Source organism: Chryseobacterium sp. GVT01B (genome assembly GCF_019970045.1).
GTDB lineage: Bacteria > Bacteroidota > Bacteroidia > Flavobacteriales > Weeksellaceae > Chryseobacterium.
This window is the reverse complement of record NZ_JAHXYI010000004.1, coordinates 511,795-526,620: the sequence shown is the minus strand read 5'-3', so window position 1 is coordinate 526,620 and position 14,826 is coordinate 511,795. Positions and strand designations below refer to the sequence as shown.

At 35.9% G+C, this 14,826-nt stretch carries 15 protein-coding genes; 5 read left to right on the top strand and 10 right to left on the bottom strand.

Going from position 1 to position 14,826, the window contains the following annotated elements; genetic code table 11:
- Positions 1 to 3: 3 nt before the first annotated feature.
- Positions 4 to 1,314, top strand: a complete 1,311-nt coding sequence (locus LC457_RS12310; protein ID WP_223600086.1) for an ABC transporter permease — start codon at positions 4 to 6, stop codon at positions 1,312 to 1,314.
- Between the two features lie 107 nt (positions 1,315 to 1,421).
- On the opposite strand, the gene LC457_RS12305 is transcribed toward LC457_RS12310, so the two are convergent.
- The 10 genes from LC457_RS12305 to LC457_RS12260 form a co-directional block, all read right to left on the bottom strand.
- Positions 1,422 to 2,093 (bottom strand): porin family protein, encoded by a 672-nt coding sequence (locus LC457_RS12305; RefSeq protein ID WP_223600085.1) that lies wholly within the window; start codon positions 2,091 to 2,093, stop codon positions 1,422 to 1,424.
- A 16-nt stretch (positions 2,094 to 2,109) separates the two neighbouring features.
- Positions 2,110 to 2,982 (bottom strand): succinate--CoA ligase subunit alpha, encoded by an 873-nt coding sequence (gene sucD, locus LC457_RS12300; protein ID WP_223600084.1) that lies wholly within the window; start codon positions 2,980 to 2,982, stop codon positions 2,110 to 2,112.
- Positions 2,983 to 3,072: 90 nt separating this feature from the next.
- Positions 3,073 to 3,639: a hypothetical protein gene (locus LC457_RS12295; RefSeq protein ID WP_223600083.1), complete on the bottom strand. Its 567-nt coding sequence runs from the start codon at positions 3,637 to 3,639 to the stop codon at positions 3,073 to 3,075.
- A complete protein-coding gene (locus LC457_RS12290; RefSeq protein WP_129041988.1) occupies positions 3,639 to 4,538 on the bottom strand; it encodes an LpxD N-terminal domain-containing protein in 900 nt (299 codons plus the stop codon). The genes LC457_RS12295 and LC457_RS12290 overlap by 1 nt, the downstream gene beginning before the upstream one ends.
- Positions 4,539 to 4,608: 70 nt before the next feature.
- Positions 4,609 to 5,172 (bottom strand): elongation factor P, encoded by a 564-nt coding sequence (efp, locus tag LC457_RS12285; RefSeq protein ID WP_223600082.1) that lies wholly within the window; start codon positions 5,170 to 5,172, stop codon positions 4,609 to 4,611.
- A 15-nt stretch (positions 5,173 to 5,187) separates the two neighbouring features.
- Entirely contained in the window at positions 5,188 to 5,523 is a 336-nt protein-coding gene (locus LC457_RS12280) for a hypothetical protein (protein WP_223600081.1), read from the bottom strand.
- 24 nt (positions 5,524 to 5,547) lie between these two features.
- Positions 5,548 to 6,342 (bottom strand): acyl-ACP--UDP-N-acetylglucosamine O-acyltransferase, encoded by a 795-nt coding sequence (gene lpxA, locus LC457_RS12275; protein ID WP_047386961.1) that lies wholly within the window; start codon positions 6,340 to 6,342, stop codon positions 5,548 to 5,550.
- Positions 6,343 to 7,740, bottom strand: coding sequence for a bifunctional UDP-3-O-[3-hydroxymyristoyl] N-acetylglucosamine deacetylase/3-hydroxyacyl-ACP dehydratase (locus tag LC457_RS12270; RefSeq protein ID WP_223600080.1), 1,398 nt, complete (start codon positions 7,738 to 7,740; stop codon positions 6,343 to 6,345).
- On the bottom strand, positions 7,733 to 8,764 hold the full coding sequence (lpxD, locus tag LC457_RS12265) for a UDP-3-O-(3-hydroxymyristoyl)glucosamine N-acyltransferase (protein WP_047420847.1): 1,032 nt from the start codon (positions 8,762 to 8,764) through the stop codon (positions 7,733 to 7,735). Before lpxD ends, LC457_RS12270 begins: the two co-directional genes overlap by 8 nt.
- Before the next feature lie 71 nt (positions 8,765 to 8,835).
- Positions 8,836 to 10,062 (bottom strand): HD domain-containing protein, encoded by a 1,227-nt coding sequence (locus tag LC457_RS12260; RefSeq protein ID WP_223600111.1) that lies wholly within the window; start codon positions 10,060 to 10,062, stop codon positions 8,836 to 8,838.
- A gap of 317 nt (positions 10,063 to 10,379) precedes the next feature.
- Between LC457_RS12260 and LC457_RS12255 the strand changes: the two genes are divergently transcribed.
- The 4 genes from LC457_RS12255 to LC457_RS12240 all read left to right on the top strand — a co-directional run bounded on the left by LC457_RS12255 (position 10,380) and on the right by LC457_RS12240 (position 14,774).
- The gene (locus LC457_RS12255; protein ID WP_223600079.1) at positions 10,380 to 11,942 is read left to right on the top strand and encodes a S41 family peptidase; all 1,563 of its coding nucleotides are present in this window, start codon (positions 10,380 to 10,382) and stop codon (positions 11,940 to 11,942) included.
- A gap of 132 nt (positions 11,943 to 12,074) precedes the next feature.
- Positions 12,075 to 13,619, top strand: coding sequence for a bifunctional response regulator/alkaline phosphatase family protein (locus LC457_RS12250; protein WP_047378748.1), 1,545 nt, complete (start codon positions 12,075 to 12,077; stop codon positions 13,617 to 13,619).
- Positions 13,620 to 13,719: 100 nt separating this feature from the next.
- Entirely contained in the window at positions 13,720 to 14,010 is a 291-nt protein-coding gene (locus LC457_RS12245; protein ID WP_223600078.1) for a YciI family protein, read from the top strand.
- Positions 14,010 to 14,774, top strand: a complete 765-nt coding sequence (locus LC457_RS12240) for an exodeoxyribonuclease III (protein ID WP_223600077.1) — start codon at positions 14,010 to 14,012, stop codon at positions 14,772 to 14,774. The genes LC457_RS12245 and LC457_RS12240 overlap by 1 nt, the downstream gene beginning before the upstream one ends.
- Positions 14,775 to 14,826: the final 52 nt, after the last annotated feature.

Sequence of the window (14,826 nt, the reverse complement as noted above, 5' to 3'; positions counted from 1 at the left end):
TCTATGAATAATATTTTTTTAATTACCAAGAGAGAATTTCTTACACAGGTTAAGAAAAAATCCTTCATTATATTAACACTGCTTGCTCCTATTATGATCATTGCTTTTGGAGCTGTGATAGGGTTAATGTTTAAGGCAAACGAATCACACAGTATTATAGAAGTGGTTGATAAGAGCGGATTATTCATGAATCAGCTGAAATCTAATGATAAACTAAATTATGTTTTTGTTTCTGCCGCGGATGAAAAATCAAAGATCAACAATTTAAAAGGAAATGAATCCCTGGATGGTATTTTGATTCTTCCGGAATTGAAAAATCAGAATTTTGATGCGCTTGAAAAAGAGGCAAGACTTGTGATCAACAGTAAAATAGGATTCGATACAAAGCAGCAGATTATTTCTGACATCAGCAATGTTGTTAAAAAAGAAAAAATCAAACAACTGGGCATTCAGGAGACTCAGTTAATTGATCTTGATAAAAGCTTTACATTAAAGACCATTAATGTTAGTGATAACAATAAAGAAGATTCTGATCTTGCTTTCGGGGTTAAATCCGGGTTGAGTATGATCCTGATGTATGTTACTTTTATGTTTATCATTATTTATGGGGTAAGGGTAATGCGAAGTGTACTTGAGGAAAAGAACAATCGTGTTGTGGAGATTATTATTTCTTCCGTAAAACCGTTTGAACTGATGATGGGGAAGATTTTAGGAGTAACCATGGTTGCGCTTACACAGTTTCTGATCTGGATCACGATGTCTGTCATCGGAGCATTAGTTCTGAATACAGGTTTCTCACCTCTTCAGAAAAATATTCCGGGTGGAAATAATGAGATTGCCAGTAAACTGGATGTGGGGCAGCTTGCTACCCAGATCTCTCACAGTCTTCTGGAACTGAACTTCCCTCTGATTATTTTTGTATTCATTGTTTTCTTCCTTTTAGGGTATATTTTTTACAGTTCTATTTATGCAGCAATTGGTTCTGCGGTAGATAACGAAACAGAAACACAGCAATTTACTCTGTTTGCAATTCTACCTTTAACATTGGGGATGTATGGAAGTTTTACCCTGATGAATAATCCTGACGGGCCGTTAGGTTTTTGGTTATCAATCATTCCATTTACTTCACCGGTGGCAATGATTGCAAGAATCCCATTTGGTGTTCCTGCATGGCAGATTGCGCTGTCCATTGGATTATTGCTGGCAACAACTGTTTTTATGATCTTCCTGGCCGGAAAAATCTATCGTGTAGGTATTTTGATGTACGGTAACAAAGCTACTTTAAAAGAGCTTTGGAAGTGGATTAAAGGATAATCACGACAAGGCTGAAAAGTAAAGATTACCGATTAGCCTGTTTACAATTTATAATATAAAAAATCCCGGAAACTAAGTTTCCGGGATTTTTTATATTCTGAGATATTCTATTTGAATATATAGCTTAAGGTAAGTGCAATAACCTGTTCTGATTTTTTCTTATCAGTACCTCCTTTTTCTTTTACAAGACCAGGGTAAGTATCAGAAAGTCCTAAATCATATTTTAAAGCTACTTCGAGTTGTCTCTTATAGCTATATCCTACGCCTAGTCCAAGTCCCCAGTTAAAGCTTTTTGCTTTTCCGTTTACTCCTGCCGGCTGTGTAGGATCAGTAACGTCCGGATCATAGTAAGGTCTTCCTACTGGAGGATTCTTTACGTCCTGACTTACTAAAAAGTTAAATCTAGGTCCAATCATTCCAAAGAACTCTGATTCAGCTTCTGAAAAATATCCTTTGAAATAAAGCGGTACACTCAGATAGTTATTTGCATATACTGCATCGTAACCATTTTGACCTTTAGCATCTTTATCTTTCCCGGTTTCTCCTGCACCATAGTACAGAACTTCGGGTTGTATAAAGAATTGGTTTGCCTTCCCTACGGGGATCAAAGCCAAAGCTCCACCTTGGAAGGCGTATCTTGGGCCAGAGGGATTGTGGGCATTTGCTACTCTTGAGTAGTTTAAACCTGCTGTAAGACCGAATCTTGTATTATTCCATTGCACCTGTGCAAAAGATAATGCGGAAAGCGTCAAAGCTGAGGCTAATAAAAGTTTTTTCATATGATGTGGTTTTATATTATCCTAGAATTTTTGCTACAGTAGCACCAATGTCAGCAGGAGAGTCTACAACGTTGATACCGTTTTCTCTCATGATTTCCATTTTTGCCTGAGCTGTATCTTCAGTACCACCTACGATAGCACCTGCGTGACCCATTGTTCTTCCTTTTGGAGCAGTTTGTCCAGCGATGAATCCTACAACTGGTTTATTAGAACCACTTGCTTTGTACCATCTTGCAGCTTCAGCTTCAAGACCTCCACCGATTTCTCCGATCATTACAACAGCTTCAGTTTCAGGATCATTAATGAATAATTCTAATGCTTCTCTTGTAGTTGTTCCAATGATTGGGTCACCACCGATACCGATAGCAGTAGAAATACCGTAACCCGCTCTTACAACCTGGTCAGCAGCTTCGTAAGTAAGAGTACCTGATTTTGAAACGATACCTACTTTACCTTTTTTGAAAACGAAACCTGGCATAATACCAATTTTAGCTTCTTCAGAAGTAATGATTCCAGGGCAGTTTGGTCCGATTAATCTGCAGTCTCTGTCAGCAATATAAGATTTTACTTTTACCATATCAGCTACAGGAATACCTTCAGTAATACATACAATTACTTTGATCCCTGCTTCAGCAGCTTCCATGATAGCGTCTGCTGCGAATGCCGGTGGTACGAAAATGATACTTACGTTTGCTCCTGCTTTTTCAACAGCGTCAGCTACTGTATTAAATACCGGCTTTCCTAAGTGCTCGCTACCTCCTTTTCCTGGAGTAACACCACCTACTACGTTTGTTCCGTATTCAATCATCTGACCAGCGTGGAAAGTTCCTTCGTTCCCTGTAAATCCTTGTACAATTACTTTAGAATCTTTGTTTACTAAAATTGACATTTTATTGTTGTTTTAATTTATTTATTTTCAGTTTATACGTCAGACAAAAATAATGATTATTTGTCGTTAAAAAAATTTTTAAATCTGATTTTATTCATCATATTTTTTCAACAGATCGATTAAATCCTGCTCCTTAAGTCTGTTATAATTAATATTTTCAATAAGCGGCTCAAGTTCGGGTTTTTCTACCATTAATTGTTTTAATTTCTTCCTGTTATTGACCAAAATACTCAAAGGTTGTCTTATATCTCCTTTGAACAAGACATCTGATACAAGGGTAGATCCATCATAGCCGTGGCGTCTATATGCTTTCACCCATTTTATTTTTTCACCATCATACACAAGCTCCACCAAAGTTTTAGTTGATTCTAAAGGAAAGTAAATGAAAATCCTTGGTTTACCTTTAAGATCTGTAAATTCTATTTTCTGAATTTCAGAAGGCTGGTACTTAATAGCTTTTCCATCTTCCAAAATCTTAACTTTTCTGTCGCTAATCGTTATCTCATCAATCTGATTACTATCAAAAAGATTTGTTATAAAAGGTATTTTAGCATCTACTATTCTGTTGTCGCTAAATGTAACCTTTGCTTCAATCTGTGATTTCTGAGCGAAACTTATTGAATATATAAAAAGAAATAGAGCTAGTAAATTCTTCATCACAATTTTCTCAGTTTTACTTCTTTTTTAAGATAAGTTTTAAAATCTTCTGCAAACATCCCGATATAGGTTCCTTTTTCAAGATCTCTGTTTACTCCGGTTTTCCCTAAAAGTACAGATCCTGATTCAATTTTGTTTCCGGAAGCGATTCCTACCTGTCCCCATAACGTCACCTCATCACCGATGATGCAGCATCCTGCAATTCCTACCTGAGATGCAATGAGGCATTTTTTCCCGATTACGGTATCATGTCCGATCTGAATCTGATTATCCAACACAGACCCTTCTCCAATAATGGTAGAATCCGTAACACCTCTGTCAATGGTACAGCCGTTTCCGATCTCTACGTTGTTTTCAATAATAACATTCCCTACAGAAATCAGACGGTCAAAGTTTCCGTTTAATTTTCTGTAATAAAATGCATCACCTCCTAAAACGGTGTTGGACTGGATAATCACATTATCTCCGATTTCTGTGCGGTCACCAATCACTACATTTGGAAAAATAAGGGTGTTTTTTCCGATTTTCACATTGTTTCCGATTACTGCAGAAGAGTGAATTTTTGTCCCCTCTCCTATTTCAACATCGTGAAGTTCTTCTGTGAAATTATATATTCTGGTAAAATGAGTATTGATTTTATTAAAGTCTCTGAAAGGATCATCAGAAACCAAAAGCGCCTTGCCTTCCGGGCACTCTACTTCTTTATCAATTAAAATAATAGTTGCTGCAGAATTTAAAGCCTTATCATAATATTTGGGGTGATTCACAAAAACGATATCCCCTGGTTTTACCATGTGAATTTCGTTGGTTCCCAATACTTCAAAGTCTTCCGGCCCAACAAATGCTGAGCCTATTAAATCTGCAATCGTTTTAAGCTTTTGCGGAGAATGGAATCTCATAACAATAGATTTTCTTATAAAACAAAATTCGGAGTGCTAATGCAAACCGAATTTATGTAAATTTTATTTATTATTTCACTCTTTCTAAGTAGCTACCGTCTTCAGTGCTTACTTTAATTTTGTCTCCCGGCTCAATGAACAAAGGAACCATTACTCTTGCTCCTGTTTCAACGATTGCGTTTTTAAGAGCGTTTGTTGCAGTGTTTCCTTTTACCCCCGGATCAGCTTCAATCACATCCAGATATACTGACTGTGGAAGTTCAGCAGAAAGTGGAGTTTCATCAGCTTCTTTCAAAATGATTGTTACTTCTTCACCTGCTTTCATCAGGTTTGAGTTTTCAATCATTTCTTTATTTAAATATAACTGAGAAAAATCATCGTTATTCATGAAGTGGAAACCGTTCTCGTCATCGTAAAGATATTGGAACTTTCTGGTGATTACTTTTACTTCATCAATTTTGTGGCCTGCAGAGAATGTATTATCTAATACTTTTCCGTTTGTCACAGATTTTAGTTTTGTTCTTACGAAAGCAGGACCTTTCCCTGGTTTTACGTGAAGAAACTCGATTACTTTAAAAATATCGTTGCTAAATTCGATGCAAAGACCTTTTCTGATATCGTTACTTGTTGCCATTAATTATATAAATATTTATTTTCTTTTTTTAATTTCGATACCTTGTCCTTGAGGCATCATTCTGTTAAATGTATTATTATTGAACATATTCACATTGTTATTCAATCTGTTTACATTCATCTGAATATCAGTTTTATACTGATCGGTTGTTCCTAATATTGAACTTCCGGTACTTTTCTGTTTCAGAATACCATTTAAATTATTCTTGGCAATACTATCATTAGACTCTCCGGAAAGTTTTCTTTCTATGGTAAAAGGTTTTTCTTTTTTACCTGTTGCAGACTTTTCTGTTTGCTGTCCAAACAAAAAAGAAGTTGCAGAAAGCGCAATAAGTACGATTAAACTTTTCATTGTCTGATAGTATTTATAATTAAATTAATCTCTATCCTTTCCGGTACCATATCCTTTTACGATACCTCTAGGTGAGTTTTGAATAAATTGTAGAATTTCATCTCTTTCAGCCGTTGGAAGCATTTCTTTTTCAATATATGCTAACGCTTGAGAAACATTCATCTTCATCTGGAAAATAGCTCTGTAGATTTTTTGAATTTCAAAGATTTTCTCATTAGAAAACCCTCTTCTTCTTAACCCAACAGAATTGATCCCTGCATAAGAAATTGGATCTCTTGCAACTTTTACGTAAGGCGGAATATCTTTTCTAATTAAAGATCCTCCTGAAATCATCGTATGTTTCCCGATTTTGCCAAACTGCTGAACAGCTGATAAACCTCCCATTACGGTAAAGTCACCAATTTCAACATGTCCTGCAATACCGCAGCCATTTGCAATAATTACATTATCTCCTATAATACAGTCATGCGCAACGTGTGAGGTTGCCATAATCAGGCAGTGACTTCCTACTTTTGTATATCCTAATGCTTTGGTTCCTCTATTGATGGTTACACATTCTCTTAAAGTAGTATTATCTCCAATAATGGTTTGTGTGTCTTCGCCATCGAACTTCAAGTCCTGAGGGATTGCAGAGATTACAGTTCCGGGAAAGATTTTACAGTCTTTTCCGATTCTTGCCCCTTCCATAATGGTAACATTAGGACCAATCCATGTTCCTTCCCCAATTTCCACGTCCCCTGCAATTGTAGTAAATGGTTCTACGATTACATTTTTGCTGATTTTCGCGCGTTTATCTACGGCTGCTAATTGATGAATCATTTAATCAACTTTATTTTTTGCAACTTGAGCCATAAGCTCTGCTTCTACTGCTACTGTATCTCCTACGTATCCATACCCCTGCATATGAACAATTCCTCTTCTGATAGGCTCTATCAATTCAATTTTGAATATAAGTGTATCTCCGGGAATTACTTTTCTTTTGAATTTCACCTTATCAATTTTGATGAAATAAGTAGAATAGTTCTCAGGATCCGGAACGCTGGCCAGTACCAGGATTCCTCCTGTCTGTGCTAATGCTTCTACCTGAAGTACTCCAGGCATTACAGGTTCTTTAGGGAAGTGCCCCACGAAGAATGGTTCGTTCATCGTCACGTTTTTCAAACCAACAACATGAGAGTCTGAAAGTTCAAGAACTTTGTCGATCAATAAGAACGGGGGTCTGTGAGGCATAAGCTTCATAATTCCGTTGATATCGAATACCGGTTCTTTTGTCAGGTCAAAATCCGGAACGTTTTTCTTTTTCTGCAATTTCCACTGGCGGTTCAGTTTTTTCGCAAACTGGGTATTCACATAGTGCCCCGGTTTGTTGGCAATAACTTTACCTTTTATTTTCACCCCTGCCAGAGCAAGATCACCAATTACATCTAATAATTTGTGTCTCGCAGCTTCGTTAGGATAGTTTAAATTAAGATTATCAAGAATACCGTTTGGTCTGATTGATACATTATCTTTTCCAAAGGCTTTCTTTAGTTTTTCTGTAGTTTCAGGAGTCAGATCTTTATCTACATATACAATGGCATTGGAAATATCTCCACCTTTGATCAAACCGTGATCTAAAAGCATTTCCAATTCATGCAGGAAGCTGAATGTTCTTGCTGATGAGATTTCGTCTTTAAATTCTGAAATATTTTTAAGAGTGGCGTTCTGAGTACCTAATACTTTAGTCCCAAAATCTACCATTGTTGTTACTTCGTAAGTATCTGAAGGAATGATTGTGATTTCCGAACCGGTAGCCGGATCACTGTAGGTAAGAACTTCTTTTACAACCAGATATTCTCTTGCTACACCCTGTTCTGCAACACCAACGCTTTCAATAGCTTCAACAAAGTATTTTGAAGATCCATCAAGAATAGGTGGTTCAGAGGCATCCATTTCTAAGATTGCGTTATCAATATCACAACCTACAAGAGCTGCCAAAAGGTGTTCGCATGTGGTAATTTTTACTCCTAATTTTTCTAATGTAGTTCCTCTTTCTGTTGCTACAACATAATTTACATCTGCTTCTACCTGAGGATGTCCCTCTAAGTCGGTTCTTACAAATACAAAACCTGTATTTTCTTTAGCAGGTTTAATGGTAAGTTTTACTTCTCTACCCGTATGAAGGCCAATTCCAGAAAGAGTTACCTCTTGCTGAAGTGTTTTTTGCATATCACTCATTAGTATTATCTTTTGAGTTATTCTCAAGATTATTTATTCTATTTACTATTCCAGGAAGATTCCTGAAATGAACATAACTCCTCAAATAGTCATTATAACTGATGGCTGGTGAGCCATACAGGGTTTCTCTATCATTAACGCTGGAATTCACACCACTCTGAGCCTGAATCTTCACCTGATTTCCTATTTTGATATGTCCTACAACACCTACCTGTCCCCCAATCTGGTTCCAGTCACCAATTGTAGTAGAACCTGCAATTCCTGCTTGTGCTGCAATTACATTGTTCTGACCTATTTTCACATTGTGGGCAATCTGAATCAGGTTATCAATTTTAGTTCCTTTTCCTATAATGGTAGAGCCTATTGTCGCTCTGTCTATACTACAGTTGGAGCCGATCTCAACATCGTCTTCAATAATTACATTTCCAAGCTGTGGTATTTTTTTGAAACCTTCGGCAGTTGGCTGGAAACCAAAACCGTCACCTCCAATTACCGTATTGGAATGAATTACACAGTTATCCCCAATAATACAATAGTCATAAATCCTGGCACCACTGTCTATTTTGCAGTTTTTACCAATTTTCACTCCCTTTCCTATATATACATGTGGATAGATCTGTGCCCCTTCCCCAATTTTAGCTTTCTCGGAAACATAAGTAAATGCTCCGATATAGGCTTTATCTCCTATGACAGCCGTATCGTGAATGGAAGAACCATTTTCAATACCTTCTTTTCTTCCCTGCATTTCCTGATATAAATTCATCAGGATCTGAAAAGAAAGATAAGCATCTTTTACAACGATTAAGGTAGGGTTATAACTATTTTTCTCCAGAAGTTTTTCCGAAATGATGATAACAGAGCATCGTGAGGTATCCAAGAAATGAGAAAATCTATCTTGTGCTATAAAAGAAAGATGTCCTGATTCCCCATTTTCAATTGGTGAAACCCCTGTAATAAGTGCATTCTCGTCACCTATTATTTTTCCGTCAATAAAACTTGCAATTTGCGAAGCTGTAAATTCCATATTCTGCAAAGATAAGAAATTCTAGAATTTGCAAACATTTTTTGGTTTCAGATCGTAAATTTTAATATTATTTAAGAGTCTACCTTTGAGATATCTCTTGGAAACATAAGGATATAGCGGGTTGTCTTATTTACAATTAACCCTGATAAAAGCTGATCTTCCGACTCATGAAGCCTTGTTCTCTTACCATTTTTATGCAGTAAATAGATGGGCTGCTTCTCCGCATGATAGGGCAAAAGTTTTCTTTTTATTTCATGAACCAATTCTTTTCCATTGTCAATTTTGAAAAATTCATTGGTATTTCTTACTTTTTCATCAATTATTTCCTGACTGAATGGATGTGATGAAATAATTGTTTTAGGTAAATTTCTCTGAATTACGCATTTACACCAATAGGACAGTACAAAATCGTCTGCATTCTGCCATTCTTTCATCGCCTGGATCACATCATTATCATCAAGGCTGGTAAATCGCTCTATATCTTCATCCGTTGCAGCACTCTTTTCGCGGTATAGAAAATACTTCAGATTATCCGTTGCGGGAAGCTCTGCTCCCTGAGAAATAAGATATTTAGCTCTTTCAAGAATCTTAACCAAGAGAAATTCTGCTAAAGCTGACGTTTTATGATAATATACTTGCCAGTACATAAACATTCTGGCTGTAAGAAAATTTTCAATAGAATAAATTCCTTTTGCATCAATTACCAGTTCACCTTCCTCACAAACATTCATCATGGAAATAATTCTCTGGGTATTAATATTCCCTTCCGATACACCGGTAAAAAAACTGTCCCTTTTAAGGTAATCCAAACGGTCTACATCCAGCTGAGAAGAGATCAGTTGGTTGAAAAATTTCCTATGATATTTCCCCTGAAACATTTCGATAGCCATTGATAACTGACCGTCAAATTCCTCATTCAGCTTGTTCATCAGGAGCAAAGAAAGGTTTTCATGATGCCAGTCATCCATCAGCATACTTTCCAGCGCATGAGAAAACGGACCATGACCAATATCATGCATCAGAATAGCCAGCATCGCTCCTTTTTCCTCTTCTTCAGAAATCTTAACCCCTTTCTGCTTTAATGTTTCCAATGCAGTAAACATCAGGTGCATTGCTCCCAGAGCATGGTGAAATCTTGTATGAGTAGCACCTGGAAATATCAGGTTTAAAAGCCCGGTCTGCCCAATTCTTCTTAATCTCTGAAAGTAAGGATGCTCAATGATATCAAATAAAATTTCGTGGGGAATTTTGATAAATCCATGAACAGGATCGTTGATGATTTTTAGCTTATTCTGCATTGAAACGTCAATATTAGTAAACAAAGTTAGGCATTTTAAAGTTTAGGCTTTTATTAAATTACTATTAAAAAAATAGAGTTTAAAAACTGATATCATTCATATTTTTCACAAATAACATCTTCTTAATATCATTAAAAATCTCTCCGGCTCATTTTTATTTTTAATTCAATATTTTTTGAAAACCTTTTGCAGTTGTTATGGCAAAGGACTACCTTTGAGAGAAAACACGATAACCCTTAATGAGAAAGTATTCTCTTTTCCTTTTATTACTTTTAAGTTTAAATTTTTCCGCACAAATTATAACTGAAACACAAAAGTTGGAATCCCTTTGCAGAATATGGGGATTTTTAAAATATTACCATCCTCATGTAGCAAAAGGAAATCTGAACTGGGATCAACAGCTTTTTCAAAAGATTGATGAGCTTGAATCTATTAATGACAAAGAGGTGTTGAATAATTTTTATGTTGACTGGATCAAAAGTCTTGGAGAAGTTGCACCCTGCAAAGAATGCTCAGTAAAGGATGATAAAGTATATTTTCTTAAAAATTTTGACCTGAGCTGGATAGATAACCGTCAAATTTTCTCCAGAGATCTTTCTCAAAAGCTTCATTATATAGAAAACAACAGAAATCTGGCAAACAATCATTATTTTGGGAAAGGCGGAAGGAAAATATATTTCAGAAATGAAAAATCTTACGGTTCAAAATTCACCTCAGTAAAGATCAGCTTACTGGAGCTATTCAGATACTGGAATTATGTAGAGTATTTTTTTCCTTATAAGTATGAAACTGATCAGAACTGGAATGATGTTCTTACAGAAATGATTCCCAAATTTCTTATGATTGATACTGATAAAAGTTATCATTTAACACTGGCGGAACTGGTTACCAAAACAGATGATTCCCATGCCTATCTTTCGTCAAAGGAAATTCAGCTTCATCAATACGGAATCCGAAGTGTGCCTGTAGATTATTCTTATGCAGAAGGAAAACTTGTGATTACAAAAATCAATGCGACAAAATTCAGGGAGAAAAACCCGCTTCATGTAGGAGATGTCATTTATGATATTGAAGGGAAAACGATACCGCAAATCGTCAACAGCTTTGGAAAATATATTCCAGCCTCCAATTCCTGGGGGAAATTCAACAAAGCAAAAAGCAAACTTCTCTTTAGCAATACCGATTCTATTTCTGTAAAAATTGAGAGAGAAGGACAAAATCTGGAAATCAAAACCAGAACGTATTTTGCCAAAGATATTATTCATGAAAAAAATAAAGCTCCCCGGAAGTGGAAATTCATGGATAAGGAAAAGAAAATCGGGTATGTTGATATGGAGATTATAGAAAAAGATGATCTGAATGAAATGTACAACAGTTTAAAATCTTCAAAATCTATTATCTTTGATCTTAGAAATTATCCAAAGCAAACGATCATCCCTTTAAGCTATCTTTTGCTTCCTGTACCGTCCGTTTATTATCAGTTTACTTTTCCTGATCCTAATTATCCCGGTAAATTTTACAGCAGAAAAAATGTTATCGGCAGGAAAAACCCTGAATACTATAAAGGGAATGTAATCGTTTTAGTAGATGAGAATACCCAAAGCCAGGCAGAGACCACCACAATGATGTTCAAGCAGCATCCGAACGCCAAAATTATCGGAAGCAATACTTCAGGAGCCAACGGAGATGTGATTATGTTTAAAATTGCCGGTCTTGATACCCGGTTTACTGGACTTGGTGCTTATTATCCTGACGGAAGAGAAACGCAGAGAATAGGAATCACTCCCGATATTCTTGTAAAACCGAGTGTGGAAGGGCTTAAAAAGGGAAAAGATGAAATTCTGGAAAGGGCTTTGGAATATATAGAAACCACGGATTGAATGAAACAAAAATGTGAAATATCAAACGGTATTTTCATTTAACTAATATTTAACTTTTAATCTTTCTATTTTGTGAGAATTTAGAAGGATTTGGTCAACATTTTGATAGAATAACCATGTAAAAAATAAATTATGTCAGAAAAGATATTATGGATCGATGATGAAATAGATTTACTTAAACCTCATATTGTATTTTTAGAAAAGAAGGGCTACCAGGTAACCCCTGTTAATAATGTGAATGAGGCTTTGGAACTTATGGATTCAGAGAAATTTGCTTTAACATTAATTGATGAAAATATGCCGGGTATCTCCGGACTGGAAGCTATTCCTATGATTAAGGAAAAAGATAACTCCTTAAAGATTGTGATGGTTACCAAAAGCGAAGAAGAACACATTATGGAAGAGGCTATCGGATCTCAGATTGCCGATTATATATTGAAGCCTGTAAATCCTAACCAGATATTACTTTCCCTAAAGAAGAACCTTCAGGAAGATAATCTTGTTGAGCAGAAAACTATTTTGCAGTACCAGCAGGAATTCAGAAACCTTTCTATGGAATTGTCATACCTTAGAACCTATCAGGAATGGGCGGAATATTATAAAAAAATCCTTAGCTGGGAGATCAAATTTGACAAGGTAGCGGATAATGAATTTGCAGACCTTCTGCAGTCTCAGAAAGAAGAGGCTAATATTCAGTTTGCCAAGTTTATTGAAAAAAACTACACAGACTGGCTTGTTGACTCAGACAAACCTCTTATGAGCCACACCCTTTTCAAGGAGAAAGTAAAACCTGAGGTTGAAAAAGAAAAAGTTCTTTTGCTGATGGTAGACAATCTTCGTTACGACCAGTGGAAAGTGATTGAACCTTTGTTTACAAAATATTACAATAAGATTTCGGAAGATTATTACTACAGTATCCTTCCTACGGCTACACAGTATGCGAGAAACTCTTTCTTTGCTGGATTAATGCCGTCTGAAATTGAAAAACGTTTCCCTGATAAATGGTTTAATGATAATGAAGAGGGAAACAAAAATGAATTTGAGCGTGATTTCCTGGAAGATCAAATGAAGAGAATAGGTTTGGGCTCAAAGTCTATGAAATATCTGAAGGTACTGAATGCAGATTTTGAAAGAAAAATCTATGATGATTTCAATCAGCATAAAAACAATGATCTGTTGGTCATCGTATACAACTTTATTGATATTCTTTCCCACGCGAAAACAGACAACCATATTGTAGATCAACTGATCCGTGATGATAAAACCTTCCGTTCTCTTACCTTCAACTGGTTTGAAAACTCTTCTTTACTGAAGATTATAAAAACAGCAGCAGAAAACGGCTATAAACTGGTTATCACCACAGACCACGGAACGGTATATGTTAAAAAGCCAAGTAAAGTGGTGGGAGACAGAGAAACTTCTACTAATATCAGATATAAAACAGGTAAAAGCTTAACGTATGATGACAGTGATGTATGGGCGATTACCAATCCTGAAAAACTTTTCCTTCCAAAAGGAAACTTAAGCTCGAAATATATTTTTGCTAAAAACAATATATTCCTGGCTTATCCTAAGAATTACAATCATTTCGTTAATTACTATAAAGAAACCTACCAGCATGGAGGAATTTCACTGGAAGAGTGTATCATTCCTATCAGCATTTTAGAACCCAAGTAGTTTTTTTCATAGTTTATTTAATTTTGGGTTTAAAGCGGAAAAAATCGAATGATTTTTTCCGCTTCTTTTTTATAGTTCATATCTTCGTAAAAAATAAATCATGTTTATTATTTCGCTTACCTATAAGAGTTCTATTGAAAATGTAGAGCTTCTTATTCCTCAGCATAATATTTTCCTTAATAAGCATTATGAATCCGGACAGTTTATTGCTTCAGGTAGAAAAGAACCCAGAACGGGAGGGATCATCATAGCCAATGCAGAATCTAAAAATGAAGTTGAGCAGATTATTTCTGAAGATCCTTTTTATATTCATCAGGTAGCGGATTATGATATCACTGAATTTATCCCTTCGAAATACAATGAAAATTTTAAACTTTTTATAGAAGACTAATGAGATTAATTACATACAACGTCAATGGAATCAGAGCAGCTTTTACGAAAGATTTCCTGGGCTGGCTAAAGATTGCTGATCCGGATATTATCTGTATTCAGGAGAGTAAGGCCGGAAACGATCAGATAGACATCGAAAGCCTCGAAAAATTAGGTTATCACAGTTATTGGCACTCAGCAGTAAGAAAAGGCTATAGCGGGGTCGGAATCGCCTCAAAAATCAAACCCAATCATGTAGAGTATGGCTGCGGTATCGAAAGCTATGATAATGAAGGGAGAATCATCCGTGCAGATTTTGACGGATATTCAGCTATTTCCGTGTATGTTCCTTCTGCATCTAATATCGAGAGGCTTGATTTTAAAATGCAGTTCTGCCATGACTTCCTGGAATATATCAAAAATTTAAAGAAAGAAATTCCCAACCTGATTATCTCCGGTGATTTTAATATTTGTCATGAAGCAATCGATATTCACAATCCAATCGGTTTAAAAAATGTTTCTGGTTTCCTTCCAATGGAAAGAGAGTGGATGACGAATTTCATTAATGAATGTGAGCTGATAGACAGTTTCAGGTTTTTCAATCAAGATCCGGACAATTATACGTGGTGGAGCTACAGACAAAATTCAAGAGCCAGAAACAAAGGATGGAGACTGGATTATAACTTTACTTCTTACAGTTTAAAGGATAAGCTCTCAAGAGCTGTTATTTTAAAGGAAGCCGTACATTCTGACCATTGTCCTGCCTTATTGGAATTGGATGTATAATCAACAGGATATTACCGCATACAAAAAGCCAGCTGAATCAGCTGGCTTTTTT